This window comes from Ornithinimicrobium sufpigmenti (assembly GCF_004322775.1).
Taxonomy (GTDB): Bacteria; Actinomycetota; Actinomycetes; order Actinomycetales; family Dermatophilaceae; genus Ornithinicoccus; species Ornithinicoccus sufpigmenti.
Genome location: NZ_CP036403.1, coordinates 1830344 through 1845537, shown reverse-complemented (window position 1 = coordinate 1845537; position 15194 = coordinate 1830344). Strand labels below are relative to the sequence as shown.

The 15194-nt window shown below is 70.0% G+C and carries 14 protein-coding genes; 4 read left to right on the top strand and 10 right to left on the bottom strand.

The window, feature by feature from the left end; all coding sequences use genetic code 11:
- Positions 1-3 precede the first annotated feature (3 nt).
- Entirely contained in the window at positions 4-1020 is a 1017-nt protein-coding gene (locus ESZ52_RS08405; RefSeq protein ID WP_131104538.1) for a serine hydrolase domain-containing protein, read from the bottom strand.
- Between the two features lie 157 nt (positions 1021-1177).
- On the opposite strand from ESZ52_RS08405, the gene ESZ52_RS08400 reads away from it, so the two are divergent.
- Positions 1178-3112 (top strand): bifunctional copper resistance protein CopD/cytochrome c oxidase assembly protein, encoded by a 1935-nt coding sequence (locus tag ESZ52_RS08400; RefSeq protein ID WP_181009873.1) that lies wholly within the window; start codon positions 1178-1180, stop codon positions 3110-3112.
- 47 nt (positions 3113-3159) lie between these two features.
- Here ESZ52_RS08400 and ESZ52_RS08395 read toward each other — a convergent pair whose 3' ends face one another.
- The 9 genes from ESZ52_RS08395 to ESZ52_RS08360 form a co-directional block, all read right to left on the bottom strand.
- On the bottom strand, positions 3160-4137 hold the full coding sequence (locus ESZ52_RS08395; protein WP_131104536.1) for a D-2-hydroxyacid dehydrogenase: 978 nt from the start codon (positions 4135-4137) through the stop codon (positions 3160-3162).
- A complete protein-coding gene (locus ESZ52_RS19255) occupies positions 4134-4394 on the bottom strand; it encodes a tautomerase family protein (RefSeq protein WP_181009874.1) in 261 nt (86 codons plus the stop codon). Before ESZ52_RS19255 ends, ESZ52_RS08395 begins: the two co-directional genes overlap by 4 nt.
- 79 nt (positions 4395-4473) lie before the next feature.
- Entirely contained in the window at positions 4474-5328 is an 855-nt protein-coding gene (locus tag ESZ52_RS19250) for a tetratricopeptide repeat protein (protein ID WP_181009875.1), read from the bottom strand.
- A gap of 11 nt (positions 5329-5339) precedes the next feature.
- Positions 5340-6797 carry an ABC transporter substrate-binding protein gene (locus ESZ52_RS08385; protein ID WP_131104534.1) on the bottom strand — a complete coding sequence of 486 codons (1458 nt, stop codon included), beginning with the start codon at positions 6795-6797 and terminating at the stop codon, positions 5340-5342.
- A 71-nt stretch (positions 6798-6868) separates the two neighbouring features.
- Positions 6869-8542, bottom strand: coding sequence for an ABC transporter substrate-binding protein (locus tag ESZ52_RS08380; protein WP_131104533.1), 1674 nt, complete (start codon positions 8540-8542; stop codon positions 6869-6871).
- An 82-nt stretch (positions 8543-8624) separates the two neighbouring features.
- A complete protein-coding gene (locus ESZ52_RS08375) occupies positions 8625-9446 on the bottom strand; it encodes a hypothetical protein (RefSeq protein ID WP_131104532.1) in 822 nt (273 codons plus the stop codon).
- A complete protein-coding gene (locus ESZ52_RS08370; RefSeq protein WP_181009876.1) occupies positions 9443-10495 on the bottom strand; it encodes a GntR family transcriptional regulator in 1053 nt (350 codons plus the stop codon). Before ESZ52_RS08370 ends, ESZ52_RS08375 begins: the two co-directional genes overlap by 4 nt.
- Before the next feature lie 111 nt (positions 10496-10606).
- A complete protein-coding gene (locus ESZ52_RS08365) occupies positions 10607-11614 on the bottom strand; it encodes an ABC transporter ATP-binding protein (protein ID WP_131104530.1) in 1008 nt (335 codons plus the stop codon).
- Positions 11607-12743, bottom strand: a complete 1137-nt coding sequence (locus ESZ52_RS08360; RefSeq protein WP_131104529.1) for an ABC transporter ATP-binding protein — start codon at positions 12741-12743, stop codon at positions 11607-11609. Before ESZ52_RS08360 ends, ESZ52_RS08365 begins: the two co-directional genes overlap by 8 nt.
- A 109-nt stretch (positions 12744-12852) precedes the next feature.
- Here ESZ52_RS08360 and ESZ52_RS08355 point away from each other — a divergent pair, with 109 nt between their 5' ends.
- From ESZ52_RS08355 to ESZ52_RS08345, 3 genes are read left to right on the top strand one after another with little or no spacing between them, the layout of a single operon-like run.
- The gene (locus ESZ52_RS08355; protein ID WP_131104528.1) at positions 12853-13335 is read left to right on the top strand and encodes an Lrp/AsnC family transcriptional regulator; all 483 of its coding nucleotides are present in this window, start codon (positions 12853-12855) and stop codon (positions 13333-13335) included.
- Positions 13332-14279, top strand: coding sequence for a nickel ABC transporter permease (gene nikB, locus ESZ52_RS08350; RefSeq protein WP_131104527.1), 948 nt, complete (start codon positions 13332-13334; stop codon positions 14277-14279). Before ESZ52_RS08355 ends, nikB begins: the two co-directional genes overlap by 4 nt.
- Positions 14272-15165, top strand: a complete 894-nt coding sequence (locus ESZ52_RS08345; protein ID WP_202865429.1) for an ABC transporter permease — start codon at positions 14272-14274, stop codon at positions 15163-15165. The genes nikB and ESZ52_RS08345 overlap by 8 nt, the downstream gene beginning before the upstream one ends.
- The last annotated feature ends 29 nt before the right edge of the window (positions 15166-15194 follow it).

Genomic DNA, 15194 nt, shown 5'->3' with positions numbered 1-15194 from the left:
CGGTCAGCCGGCGAGCAGGTCCGCCAGCTCGCCGATGACCGGCCAGGCGCCGTCTGAGGTGTTGCCGAGCACGCTGAGGGTCGCGCCGGTGGCGGGGTCGTGGGTGGAGCGGAAGGAGACGCCGGCGTCGGCGCCCTCCATCACCCACAGCGGCGCCGACTCGTGCAGCCACAGTCCGGCGGCATAGCGCAGGCCCTCGTCGGGCACGTCGTGCCGCGGCGCGGTCAACGCCTGCAGCATCTGCTCCCCCACCACCTTGCCGTCAGCGAGGGCGCCCCAGAAGCGGTGCAGGTCCTCGGCGGTGGAGTAGATGCCACCGTCCCCGTTGCCGACGACCGGCAGGTGCAGGACGTTGGTGCGCAGGCCGTCGTCGTAGAGGTAGCCGAGCGCCGCGTCACCGGGGAGCTCGTCGCTGCGCAGGAACCCGGTCGCACCCAGGCCGGCGCGACGGCATACCTCCTGCTCGACGTAGGAGTGGTAGGACTGCCCGCTGACCCGCTGCACGACGAGGGCGAGCAGCACATAGCCGCCGTTGCAGTAGGCGAACCGCTCCCCCGGCGCGAAGGCCTGCTCGACCCCGTCGATCACCGGGACGAACGCCTCGGTGTCGGTCAGGGTGTGCACCGGCACCTGGAGCACGTAGTCGTCGCTCTCCCACCCCGCCGACTCGTCCAGGTAGTCACCCATGCCGGAGGTGTGCGTCAGCAGGTGCTCGACCGTCACCGCGTCGTCGACGAGGGGCAGGTCGTAGCCGAGGACCGGCCGCACCGGGTCGCCCAGCCGCAGCGCCCCGTCCTCGACCAGGCGCAGGACCGCGAGCGCGGTGAAGGTCTTGCCGCCGCTGGCCAGCGCATAGCGGGTGGAGCGGGTATGGGGCACCGCCAGCCCCCGGTGCGCGTGGCCGAAGGCGTGGATGACGGGCTCGCGCCCCGGCACGTCCAGCGCCACCAGGCCGCTGAAACTGCCACGCTCGGCGGCGGCCGTGAGGGTCTGGACGTCGATGCTGGGGGCGGTGGGCATGGAAAACTCCTGTCAGGGAAAGTGGTCGGCCCGCGCCGGAGCGCTCATGGCGCACGCGGGCCGCCCCAGCATGGTCGGCCCGACGCGTCGTGTCCACGGCTTTTCCATGCGGACGTCGGCCCGCGACGCGGCGGTGACTGCAGGTACGGTCGACGTCGTGGTCACCAGAGCCGGCGGCAGCGGGGACGCCGGAGGGCGCACCCTCGTGGTCGCCGCGGGGGTGGCCCTGCTGGGGTCGCTCGTCCTGGCCGTCTGGGCCACCGGGGCCGCTGCCCCGCCCGTTCTCGGCGACCCCGGGCCGGTCGTCCGCTGGGGGCTGCCGGCCGTCACCGCCCTGTCCCGGGCCGCGGCGGCGCTGGCCGTCGGCGCCCTGGTCGTCGGCATCACGGTGGTGCCGGCGGCCCATCCGCCCGCCCCGACCTGGGTCAGGCTGCGCAACCTGGCGACCTGCGCCGCCGCGGCGTGGGCGGTGCTCCAGGGCGGCCAGCTGCTGCTGACCTTCCTGGACGTGGCCGGTGGCTGGCCGACCAGCGAGGTGATGGTGCACCTCACCGACTTCCTCGACCTGAGCAGCGGTCGAACGCTGGCCGCGGCCACCCTCACCACCGCCCTGGTCGCCGTCGCCGCCCTCGTCGCCCGCGGCCCCGGCGAGGCATGGATCGCGCTCCTGCTGGCCGGTGTGGCGCTGCTGCAGCTGGCCGGGTTGGGGCACGCCGGGGGCACGCAGGGCCACGGCACGGCCGTGCTGGGGATGTGGCTGCATACCGGCGCCGCCTGCGTCTGGGTCGGAGGCCTGCTCGTCCTCGTGCTGGTCCTCGCGCGGGGCCACGACGCGGAGCAGCTGGTCCCGTGGACGACGCGATACTCCACCCTCGCCCTGTGGTCCTACGCCGTCCTGACCTACTCCGGGGTGGTCAGCCTGGTCGTCCGCATCGACGGCCCCGGGGACATCTTCAGCTCCGGCTGGGGCCTCATCGTGCTCACCAAGGTGGTCCTGCTCGGGTGGCTGGGCGTCCTGGGGACGGCGCACCGACGGCTGACCCTGCCGCTGCTGGAGCGTGGACGGCCCCGTGCCTTCGGGCGGCTCGCCGCCGGCGAGGTCGTGCTCATGGCTGCCGTGATGGGCCTGTCGGTCGCGCTGGCCCGCACCGACCCCCCTCAGACCGCCAGCGTGCCCGCGACCGATGTGTCTGGACAGCTGACCGGGTATGCCGCTCCGCCGGCTCCCGGCGTCCTGACCTACCTCACGCAGGTGCGCATCGAACCGGTCACCCTGCTGATCGCCGGGTCTGCGCTCGTCGTCTACCTGCGCTGGGTGCTCACCCTCCGGTCCCGCGGCCAGGCCTGGCCGGTGCGCCGCACGACCAGCGCGGTCGTCGGGATCGTCGGCTTCGCGTGGGCGACCAATGGCGGGCTGGCGGTCTACGGCTCTGTCCAGTTCAGCGCGCACGTGGCCCAGCACCTGCTGCTCGCGGTCGTGCTGCCGGTCGCCTATGCAGGCGCCGCGCCGGTCACGCTGGCGCTGCGGGCGCTGCCCCGTCGGGACGACGGCTCCGACGGCCCGCGCGAGTGGCTGCTGGCCCTCCTGCACAGCAGGGTCGGCCGGGTGCTGGTCACCCCGCTCGTGGCCGCCGTGCACATCGTGGCCGCGGTGGCGCTGCTCTACCTCACCCCGCTCCACGGGCTGGCCCTTGCCAGCCCCGTGACCAACCTGGTCGTCGTGCTCTACCTCTCCCTCGCGGGGTACCTCCTCACCAACGCGCTCATCGGCACCGACCCCGGCCCCCTCCGGCCTCCTCCCGGCATCCGTCTGGTCCTGCTGCTGCCCTCGGTGCTGTTCTACGGCGTCCTCGGACTTTCCCTCCGGACCGGCGCGGACCTGGCGGGGCCGGGCTACTACGCCGGAACGGGTCTGCCCTGGCTGGCAGATCCTCTCGCCGACCAGCAGCTCGGTGGTGCGTTGGTGTGGGCCCTGGGCGAGCTCCCCGCCCTCGGCCTGGCGGTGCTCATCGCGCTGCGCTGGGCGCTCGCCGGCCAGGGTCGAGCTGACACCTCGACAGGACCGCCCACGACGGTGCCGCGCGGTCGGTGATCACAAGAAGTGCCGTCCGCACGGCAACCGCCGGTCGCGTGCCCGCCTCAGTAGCCGAGCGCTGGCTCCCGCATGGTCCCCTCGAGCGGCTGTCCCGAGAGGTAGCGATCCAGATTCTCGGTGAAGTCGGCGCACAGACGGTCCATGATGCGGTCGGTCCGGAAGGAGCAGTGGGGGGTCACCACGATGTTGCACGCAGACCACAGGGGGCTGTCCTCGGGAAGGGGCTCCTCGACGAAGGCGTCCAGCACGGCCCCTGCGATCTGTCCGGAGCTCGTCGCATCCATGAGCGCTTGGTCGTCGATGAGGGCGCCGCGCCCCACGTTGACCAGGATGGCCCCCTGCTTCATCAGGGCGAACCGTTCAGCGGTGAAGGTGTTGCGCGTCTCCGGCGTCAGGGGCATCGCCAGGACGACGTAGTCGCAGCGGGGCAGCACCTCCTCGATCGACTCCCGGGGGAAGGTCTCGTGGAAGCCCTCCGCGGGGGCACCGCTGCGACTGATTCCGATGGTGGTCGCCCCAAGGGCGGTCGTGCGCCAGGCCACCTCCCGGCCGATGGCGCCGGTGCCGAAGATGCCGACGGTCGAGCCGCGGACCTCCCGGCCGGTCACCCGGACCCACTCGCGGCGTTCCTGGGCCCGTGCCATCCCCGGGAAGTCACGCGCCATGAGCAGCATGGCACCGATGACGTACTCGGCCATCGAGGAGTTGTAGGAATTCCAGGATCGGGTGACCTGCAGCCCCTGGCGCACCCGCTGCTGGAGAAGGTCACCTCCCATCCAGTCGAACCCTGCCGCGGAGATCTGCACCCACCGCAGGTCCTCAGCGGTCCGCAGGACCTCCTCGAACAGGTCCTCGTCCATGGCGCTGCGGAAGACGGCGTTGGCCCGTGCATAACCGTCGTCCCACGCGTTCGTGCGTAGCGGCACTCGCAGGAACTCCACGTCTGGATAGCGCTCTGGCAGCTGCGGCATCGCCTCCGCCAGGTTTTCGCTGATCAGGACCGTCGCGCGTGGATCGCTCACGAGTCGGAGGCCTCGTGCTGACCGGCGACCTCGCCGGCCGACCCCGGATGAGTGCCGGACGGCTGGGGGACGGTCTTGGCGCGGACGCTGTAGGGCAGACCGCCCTTGGCCCAGACGTCGTAGTCGATCTCATAGAGGATCACGTGGGTGTTCTCCCGGGGTGACCCGTGGGCCACCAGGACATCGGTGATCCCGGCGATGATCGACTCGCGTTCTGGTTGGGGGCGCTTGCCCATCTCGACCCGGACGATAGCCATGACTGTGCTCCTACTGTGTGGTGGTGGGGGTGCGGTACGTGGTGCGGGATGGTGACATGCTGCTGCGCTCGGCAGCGGCTCAGCGGTAGGCGGCGGCGAGCTCGCCGCGGCGCTCACGCTCGGACTCGGCGGCCAGGTAGGCGAAGGCGTAGCGGGCCCCGGCGGACAGCACCTCGTCGAAGACGGTCTCGGCCTTGTCCGGCTCGCCGTTGTACAGGTACCAGTTGCCCAGGCCATAGCCCACGGTGGCCAGTTGGATCGGGTCGCCGAGGATCGTGTCGCGGAGGTCGTCGCCGCTGCGCCGACCGGAGTAGAGCTCCATCCGTTCGTGGTAGCCGGCAGCCTGCGCGTCGTACTCGTCGACCAACCCGGCGAACGTCGTGAGTAGCTGCTCCGCCTCCTGTTCGCGACCCAGCCGGCGCAGGATCATGTAGCTCCAGTCCAGGCTGGCGACCTTGCTCTCGTAGTGCCGTGCCGTCTCGTAGGCCTTCCGGAACGGCTCGACCGCCTCGCTCAGCTGCCCGTCGAGGTACAGGGCGACGCCCAGGTGGTACCAGACGGCCGAGTGCAGGGTCGTCATGTATCGGTCAGCCTCCGGCGAACCCTCCAGCGACTGGACGCTGGGGTGGTGGTCCTGGATGTCGGTGGCGCCCAGGATGAGGGCGATCGCGTCCGGCTCGACATCCTTCTGGTACAGCTCGAACTCGTCGGGCACCTCGGGCAGGTGCGTTGCGGCCGTGGTCAGGTCGGCAATGGCACCCTCGAAGTCGCGCACCGAGATACGCCGGTGACCGCGGAAGCGCAGCAGCCGGATGCTCCCCGGGTCTTCCTCCAGCGCGGCGGTGAGGAGGTCGATAGCGTCGTGCGGCTTGTTCAGATAACCCTTGAGCCGCGCGGCGATGATGTGGCGGTCCTGGGTGGACGGGGTAGGCATGGGTCTCCTAGTCAGGTGGTGGATCGGATGAGATTGGCGTACTGCGGCAGCTCGTAGAAGCTGTCCACCTCGAAGTCCTCGAAGCCGGTCAGGTGCGACCTGGCGCCGAAGAGGTACATGGGGTTGGCGAGCGGAGCCATGATCGAGTCCTCATGGGTCATCCGCATCACCTGGTGGTAGAGGTCGCGGGCCTCCGCACGTTCGGGGGCCTGCACGGCCCGGTCCAGCACGTCGTCGAGACGCGGGTTCCGGTAGCCGTCGCGGTTGTACACCCCGTCGGAGCGGTAGCGGCTCGCCAGGTTCTCGTAGGGGTCCACGCCTCCGCTCCAGCCCACCACCATGCCGTCGTGCTCGGTGTCCCGAAGCCCGTGCGCGTCCATGTCGCGGTAGGCCTCCCAGGTGATGGGCGTGAGCTGTACGGGGATGCCGAAGCGACCGAACTGCTCCGCGATCACCTCGCTGGTCACCCGACGGAACGTCTCGGACTCCAGGTAGGCCAGCCTCAGGACCAGCTGCTGCCCGTCCTTCCACCATCCCCCGGCGGACCGTTCCCACCCGGCTTCGGTCAGGGTCTCGGCGGCCTGCTCGACCCCGGTGGGGGGGACGTCCTGAGGGCTGGCCCAGGAGCTGGGTGGGGTAGGCCAGTACTGCGGGAGGCCGTAACCGCCCAAGGCGCGGAGCACCACCTCCTCCCGGTCGACCAGCTCCGAGAGGGCTCGCCGGACCCGAGCGTCGGCGAGAAGGGGGTGGCTGAGCCGGAAGGACAGCGCCCTCCACACCCGGGTGCGGATGGAGTGGGCCCGGACGTCCTCGGTGAGGACGTCCACGTCCTGGGCCTTGATCTGGCCGAAGTCGATCTCGTCCTGTGCCAGCGCCAGAGCGCGGTCCCGGTCCTGGGCGATCTGCTGCATCCTGATGGTTCCGATGCCGGGAACGGTGCCGAAGTAGTCCTGGCGCGCCTCGAAGGTGCAGCCCCCCTCGGTACGCTCCACCAGCCGGTACGGCCCGCTGCCCACCGGGTCCGCGTCGCAGGCGCCCTCGGCGTACTCCTCCGCCGTGTGCCGGTGGGCGGGCACCACCCGGACCTTGTTCAGTGCGTGGAGGAAGGACGGCATGGGCCGGGTGAGGGTGACCACGGTCGCGTCGCCGACCGACTCCACGGACCGCACGTGCACCAGCCGGAACGCGGACCGGGCCCGCAAGCCAGGGTCTGACACGAGGCGCAGCGCCAGCGTCAGGTCCTCTGCCGTCACCGGCCGATCGTCGGACCAGGTCGCGTCGCCACGTGGTCGGAAGGTGTGCTGCAGCCCGTCGGGACTGACGTCGTGCGAGCCGGCCAGGTCGAGGGCAATCTCGCCGAACGCGTCGACCGTGACGAGTCGGGAGTAGAGCAGGGAGGTGGCCTCGTTGGCCGAGGACCGCACACCGTCGAGGCTGGAGATGGGCAGGGTGGCGCCATAGCGGAGCATGAGGGGGTCCGTTTCGGTAGGCCGGTCCGCGCGGCCGCCGCTGGGCGGCCGCGCGGAGTCGGGTCAGGCGGTCAGTCGGCGAGCCAGAGGTGCTTGTAGATGGAGAAGCTCGGCGTCGGGTCGTAGCTGTACCCCATGACGTTGTTGCGCACCACGTCGTAGCTGGCCGTCAGGATGGTGAAGGCGGCGGGGCCGCGTTCGGCCAGGATGCGGTCGGCCTGCTGGTAGAGCTCCGCCCGCTCCTCCTGGTCGCCGATCGCCCGTGCCTCCTCGATGAGTCGGTCGAACTCCTCGTCGCTCCACTTGGCCCAGTTCAACCCACCATCGGAGTGGAAGGCCGCGGTGAACCGCTCGTTCGGGTCGGCCCGCAGCCCGAAACCGCTCTGATACATGTCGAACTCTCCGGACTCGGTGAGGTCACGCGAGACCTGGGCGTCCACCGGGTTGAGCGTGATGTCGATGCCGATCTGGGCCAGCTGGGCCTGCTCGACCTCGGCCTGCCGCAGCTGGAAAGCGGAGCTGCCGATGACCGTCAGCTCGGCCTCGAAACCCTCCGGGTAACCCGCATCGGCGAGCAGCTCGCGCGCCTTCTCCAGGTCCGGCTCGCCGTACACCGGCTCCTGAAGACCACCCCAGCGGTCCGGCGGCAGGTATCCACCGTTGAGCGGGATGCCGTAGCCCTCGTTGGCCACGTCGAGCAGCTCCTGACGGTCCAGGGCGTGGAAGATCGCCTGACGCACGCGCTCGTCGTTGAACGGCTCACGCTGGGTGTTGAGCAGCAGGTGCAGGGACAGGCTGCCGGACCCGCCGTACCATTTCAGGTTCTCGTCGTTCATTAGGGTCTCCATGAACGTGGGCGCCGGCTGGAACAGCAGGTCGACGCTCTCGCTGCGGATGGCCGCGGCGCGGGCGTTGTCGTCGGGGTTCCAGGTGAAGTCGATCGCGTCCAGGTAGGGGAGCTCGGGGTGCCAGTAGTCCGGGTGGGCCTCTAGGGTCAGGTTGCGTCCGACGTTGTGCTCGTCCAGCATGAACGGTCCGGTTCCGCCGCTCGGCGGAGCCGACAAGCCGCCGGCCTCGACCACCTCACGGTCCACGACCACGGAGGACAGTGCACTGAGCTGGAACAGCATCGGCGCGAACGGCTGGGAGAGCGTGATGACGACGGTCTGGTCGTCCGGTGCCTCCACCGACTCGATGTCCTGGTAGCTGGCCGCGTTCGGGGCGAGGGTGTCTGGGTCCATCACCCGCTCGAGGGAATAGACCACATCCTCGGCCACCATCGGGCGGCCGCTGTGGAAGACGGCGTCGTCGCGCAGGTGGAAGGTGTAGGTCAGGCCGTCCTCGGAGATGTCCCAGGACTCGGCGAGCAGCGGCTGGATCTCGCCACGGACGTTCTCGACGAGGCCCTCGTAGACCAGAGCACCGGCGATGATGGACGTGGTGTCCGTGCCCACGTGCGGATCCAGCTCGTCGGCGTCGAGGCGGGCCAGGAACCGCAGGGTGCCGCCGTGCTGCGGCTCTGCACTCTGGTCCTCGTCCTCGTAGCGGATCTCGCCCACGTAGGTGGCCGGGCCGCTGGGTGCTTCGGCGCCGGTGGTGGAGACGCTCCCGTCGGTCGGCGATGAGGCCTGGGTGTTCGGCGCGGCCGAGGGGGTGCTCGCCGGCGGTGCGCCACCGCTGGAGCAGGCGGTGAGCGCGAGTGCTGTGGTGACCCCGACCAGTAGTCGGGCACGCAGTGTCTTCATGTGACCTCGTCCTTCACTTCGTTAGGTGGGTGGGGCGTCAGGGCTCCGAGGTTGCGAGCCGACCGACGGTCGTGCTGCCGGCTCAGGCCGGGCCGGGTGAGGGCTCGGTCGGGCGGGCACGTTCGGACTCCGCGGCCAGGTAGCCCATGGTGGTGGGGTCACCGACCTCGAGGATCCGCTCGAATGTGCGTGCTGCGGCCGCGTCGTAGCCGTGGCAGAGATACCAGACGCCGACGCCGTACCCGAGGGTGGCGACGTCGATGCCCTCGGTGCTCGTGGCCCGCAGCAGCTCCTCCGGGCGGGCCTCGCCCCGGTAGAGCTGCAGCCGTTGCACGTAGCACCGCTCCAACGACCTGCCCGTCGTGGACGCCGCCCCACCGAGGCGATAGTCGTCCCAGACCAGGTCGTCCACCAGCGACTGGGCTTCCTCCGGCCGGCCCGCCCGGTAGAGCGAGAGGTACCCCCAGTCCACCGCGGCCAGCTCCTGGTAGGGCTCGTGCGCCAGCTCGCGGGAGCGGGCAAAGGCCTGCGCCGCCGCGTCGAGGTCGCCCAGCAGGTAGTGGGTCAGTCCGAGGTGGAGCCAGGCGCCGGCACGGACCGAGCCGTGGGCGGCGTGCGTCGGTTCAGCGTCCTGGCGGTCGAGGACCAGGGCCAGCACGTCGCCCACCACCTGCTCGCGGTAGGTGTCGGGTGCGTCCCATCCTTCGTGCGCGACAGCGGCTTCCAGGTCAGCCCTGGCCTCGGGGATCGCCCGGGTGATGAGACGCATGGTCCCGCGCTGATGGAGCAGCCGCAGGTCGCCCGGGAAGGCATCCAGTCCCTCGCTCAGGATCTCCAGGGCCCTGTACCGCTCGCCCAGGTAGCTGACCAGCCGGGCGGCCAGGACATAGCGCTCGGGGTTCACGCCTCCTCCCCCTTGGCCGTGCGCCACCGCCGGTCGAGTTTGCGCAGCGTGGCTGGGGTCAGGCGGAAGCTCAGCTCGGCCAGGCGTTCGGGCGGCAGGCCGAGGGCTGCGACCTCGGCCCTCACCCCGGAGGTGTAGACCAGCGTGCAGCCGCTGTCGAGCGTCGGGCGCAGCTCGTCCACAGCGAGACCGCCCTCGGGGAGCCGGTGCACCACCTGCACGTCGTGACGGTCGATCCCGGCGAGACGCTCGACCTCCGCCAGCACGGTGCTGATCGCATGCGACTCTGTGACCACGGCGCACCTGCCCTGGGTCGACAGCTCACCCAGTCGTCCCAGCGAGGCCTGGGTCAGCTCTGCTCGTACGCCGATGATCTCCGCCTCCACCCCACGCTGGTCGAGCAGGCGCTCCAGCTCGGGGACCAGGGTGGCGAAGGTGAGGATGGTGTAGGAGACCTCGAGTGCGCGCTCCATGCTCTCGGTGCCCTTTGTCCTCAGCTCCTCCATGCTCAAGGGCTGGAAGGTGGCCTTGTGGCTCTCATAGCGTCGCTGCAGGTCACCGACGAACCGGGTGGCCTGCTCGGCGGTCTGCCCCAGGAAGAGAACGGGCACGCCCGTCCGGGCGTCGAGCAGGGCCGCGCTGACCCGCTGCAGGGTCTGGTTCTCAGGAATACCGAGGGCGCGGGAACGGGCGACGAGACGGTCGATGGCTGAATCCAGCAACCGCTCCCGGGCCATGGTGTCCGAGACCCGCCCGCTCAGGGGACGCACCACGGAGCCACGGCCCCGCAGGGACTCGATCAAGCCCTCGGACGCCAGCTGGCGGTAGGCCTGGACCACCGTGCCCGGGTTGATCCCCAGATGGGCGGCGAGCGCCCGGACCGCGGGCAGCTGCACGCCGTCCGCCAGCTCGCCGGTCATGATGCGCTGCTTCACCTGGTGCACGACCTGGAGGTACAGGGGCATGGCCTCCGTGTCGACCAGTCTCAGCAGCAGCTCCTCAGCGCTGACGGCGACCGGCGGCACCTCGACCTTCGCACTACGTGGCATGGGGACCTCTCGGGGACGATCGCGCGTATCGCTGTGTTGGTTGATCAGTACACCGATACAATTGTCCTGTGTCAAGAGGCTGCTGTCGGACCAACGTCGGCTGACCATGATCTAGGCCTCCGGGAAGTGGCAGGCCGCCGTGTGTCCCGGCCGCAGCGTCACCAGCGGGGGAACTACCTCGGCGCACACCTCCTGGGCCTTCCAGCACCGGGTGCGGAAGCGACACCCGGACGGGGGAGACATCGGGCTGGGGATGTCCCCGCGCAGGATGATCCGCTCCCGCCGCCGCTCCAGTGCGGGCTCGGGGATCGGGACGGCCGAGAGCAGGGAGACGGTGTAGGGGTGCGCCGGGGAGGAGTAGAGCTGATCCCGGTCGGCGAGTTCGACCACCTTGCCGAGGTACACCACGGCCACCCTGTGCGCGAGCTGCCGCACGACGGCAAGGTCATGGGCGATGAAGAGGAAGGTCACACCGAGGTCCTCCTGCAGCGACCCCAGCAGGTTGATCGTCTGCGCCTGGACCGAGACGTCAAGTGCGGAGACCGGCTCGTCGGCAACGACGAAGTCCGGGTCGACCGCCAGGGCGCGGGCGATGGCGATCCGCTGACGCTGCCCCCCGGAGAACTCATGCGGGAAGCGGCCGGCCCAGGAGGGATCCAGCCCGACGGTCTCCAGCATCTGCCCGACGCGCTCGCGCCGGTCAGCGCGGGTCCCGATGTCGTGCGCGAGCAGGGAGTCGCCGACCGTGTCCCCCACGGTCATCCGGGGGTTGAGGGAAGCGAACGGATCCTGGAACACCATCTGCATCCGGCGTCGGTAAGACCGCAACTGGCCCCCGGAGAGCGTGGTCAGGTCGGTGCCCTCGAAGCGCACCGAGCCCTCAGCGGCCCGCTCCAGCTGCAGGATGGCACGCCCCATGGTGGACTTGCCGCTGCCCGACTCCCCCACCATGCCGAGGGTCCGGCCGCGGTCGATGTCGAAGCTGACCCCGTCGACCGCGCGCAACCGGGCGCCGCGCCGGCTGCCCCGTACGCGGAAGTCCACGCTGAGGTCGGAGACCTCGATGAGCGGACGGGTGGGTAGGTCGACCTGACGCGGGGTCAGTGCTGTGTCAGTCATCGTGGGCCTCGCTGTCGACACGGAGCTCCGGCTCGACCCGCAGGTCGTCCCCGTCCCCCTCGGGCAGGTCCCCGGCGAGTTCCGACCGGTCCTGCGGCTGGGCCTGCGCCTGGGCCACTCGCCAGTCGACACCCCTCAGCCAGCCGCCGTCGGGCACGTCCGCAGTTCCCCAGCACCGGGAGAGGTGGCCCGGCGTCGATGGGTCGCTGTGCGCCAGGAGCGGAACGTGCCGTCGGCATACGTCGCGCACGAAGGGGCACCGGGGTGCATAGCGGCAGCCGACCGACGGGCGGGACATGTCGGGGGGTGAGCCTTTGATGGTCACCAGCTTGTCCGGCCGGGGCCGGTCCAGGCGCGGGATCGAGCTCAGCAGGCCCCAGGTGTAGGGCATCCGGGGTCGCTCGTACAGCGCCTCGGTGGGAGCGGACTCGACGACCTGGCCTCCGTACATGACATTGACGCGGTCCGCCATGCCAGCGACGATGCCGAGATCGTGGGTGATGAGGATCAGCGCGGTCCGGGTCTCCCTCGCGAGCTGCCTCAGCAACTCCAGGATCTGGGCCTGGATCGTGACATCGAGCGCGGTGGTGATCTCGTCGGCCACGATGAGCTTGGGTTCGCAGGAGAGGGCGATGGCGATCATGACGCGCTGGCGCATACCTCCCGACAACTGGTGCGGGTAGGCCTTCAGGCGACTCTCCGGCTCGGGGATGCCGACCAGGCCGAGCAGCTCGACTCCGCGCCGGCGGGCCTGCTCGCGTGAGGCGCCGGTGTGCACGCGGAAGGACTCGGTGAGCTGCCGTCCGATCGTCAGGCCCGGGTTGAGCGCCGTCATCGGGTCCTGGAACACCATGGCGATGTCCGACCCGCGCCGCCGACGCACCTTCGCCGGACTCATCCGCAGCAGGTCCTGGCCCTCCAGCAGCACCTCACCCTCGGTGACCTGGGCCGAGGGACCCTTGATCAGACCCATGATGGACAGCGCGGTCACGGACTTGCCGGAGCCGGACTCCCCCACCAGCGCGACCGTCTCACCCTCGCTCACGGTGAAGTTGACGTCGTCGACGGCCCGGACGGTGGAGGACCGCGTCCGGAACTCGGTATGGAGGTTGCGCACCTCGAGCAACATCTGGTGACCCTTCGATCGGAGCACGTCTGACGAATCTCGACGCAGCCTAGACTAGTTTCGACGATTTTCGTAGGGTAGTGTCCAATTCAGACAGATATCCGCCAGAGAGGTGTCCTCGGTGTCCGACAGATCCAGGGAGCTCGACGAGCGCATCCTGCAGGAGTTGCGCGATGACCCTCGCCAGAGCAACGTGGCCATCGGCCGCAAAGTGGAGCTGTCAGAGGGGGCCGTGCGCCGGCGCATAGACAACCTGCTGGCCGCGGGCCACCTACGGTTCACCGTGGAGGTCGACCCCGCGTTCGAGGGACGCACATCGCACGCCCTGACCCGCCTGCGCTGCGCACCCCACCTCATCGGGGAGGTCATGGACGCGCTGGCGCAGATGCGCGAGCTGGAGACCGTCTACCTGTGCACCGGCCAGTTCGACATCACCACCGTCGGCCACTTCACCTCCACGCAGGAACTGCGAGAGTTCGTGACCAGCCGGCTCGGTGCCATCCCGGGAGTGGTGGAGATGCAGTCGGAACTGGTGCTCGAAACGGTGCGGCCCGCAGCAGCGGGCGAGGCCGATCGTGACGAGGTGAAGGCATGATCCGCACGATCGGTCTCCGCTTGCTCGCCACGGTGCCGATCCTCATCGGGATCAGCGTCATCTCCTTCTTCATGATCCGGCTCGTCCCGGGCGACGTGGTGGACTCGATCCTGGGGGCCGAGTACGGCGACCCGGCCGTCGAGGCGCAGATGCGCGCCTACTACGGGCTGGACAAGCCGGTCCCCCTCCAGTTCCTCGACTGGTTCGGCAACCTCCTGCAGGGTGACCTGGGCTACTCCTATCGCACGGGGCGACCGGTGCTGGAAGAGATCATGGTGCGCTTTCCGGCCACGGCCCAACTGGCGTTGAGCTCACTGGTCGTCTCCGTGCTCGCCGCCATCCCGCTGGGCGTGCTGTCCGCGGTCCGGCGCAACGGCGTCCTGGACGCCAGCGCCCGCTTCATCTCCCTCCTGGGCCTGTCCATCCCGAACTTCTGGTTGGGCATCCTGCTGATCTCCGTCTTCGCGGTCCAGCTGCGCTGGCTGCCCTCGGGCGGTTCGATCCACTTCGAGTGGAGCTGGGACTACCTGAAGTTCCTCATCCTGCCCGCCTTCACCCTGGGCACCAGCCTGGCCGCGGTGACCCTGCGGATGACCCGGTCCTCCTTGCTGGAGGTCCTTGGCCAGGACTACATCCGCACCGCGGAGTCGAAGGGCCTGGCTCCGCGGACGGTCATCGGCCTGCACGGCCTGCGCAACGCACTGATCCCGGTCGTCACCGTGGTGGGGATCCAGGCCGGCGCCCTCCTGGGGGGCACGGTCGTGGTCGAGCAGGTGTTCTCCTGGCCCGGCCTCGGCACGCTCGTGGTGCAGGCCATCGGCAACCGGGACTACACCGTGGTGCAGGGCACGGTGCTCTTCCTGGCCGCCTTCTACGTCGTGGTGAGCCTCATCGTCGACATCCTGTACGTCTACCTGGACCCGAGGTTGCGCAACCGTGGCTGAACAGACCCGAGCCCTGACCCAACGGATGCGCTTTCTGCGCCCCCGCGGCCGGTGGAACCTGCTGTCCACGCTGCGACACGACAAGATCGGCCTGCTCGGCCTGGTCATCGTGGTCGCCAGCGTCGTCGCAGCACTTTTCGCGCCGTGGATCGCGCCCTACGACCCCCTGGCCATGTCGACCGGCAACCGCCTGGTCGGTCCGGGTCAGATCTTTCCCCTGGGCTCGGACGAAGCGGGACGGGACCTGCTGAGCCGGGCGATCTACGGCGCGCGGACCTCACTGACAGTCAGCATCACCGTGGTGCTCCTCGCCGCTCTCATCGGGGTGACCCTGGGGCTGCTCTCCGGCTTCTACAAGGGTCTGCTGGACGGCGTGACCATGCGCTTTATGGACATCCTCTTCGCCTTCCCCACCCTTCTGCTGGCGCTGGCTGTCGTGGCGACGCTCGGGCCGGCGGTGCCGAACCTCATCCTGGCCCTGACCGTCGTCTTCATCCCCAGCTTCGCGCGGGTCACCCGGGGTGCGGCCCTCACCGTCAGCGCGGAGCCCTACGTCGAGGCCGCCCGCTCCGTCGGGGTGTCCAACGCGCGGATCATCTGGAAGTACGTCCTGCCCAACGCTTTCGCCCCCATCGCGGTCCAGTTCACCATCAGCATCGCCAACGCCATCCTCGTCGAGGCCTCGCTCGGCTACCTCGGTCTGGGTGTGCCGCCGCCGACCCCCTCCTGGGGCGGGATGCTGGCCAGCGGCAAGGCGTTCATCGAGGTCACGATGTGGCCTTCCGTGGTGCCCGGGATGTTCATCATGCTGGCGGTGCTCGGCTTCAACCTGCTGGGCGACTCCCTGCGCGACTCCTTGGATCCCCGTCTGCGGCTGCGCGGCTGAACCGTGCCCCGGCATCCCTTCTGGCGAAC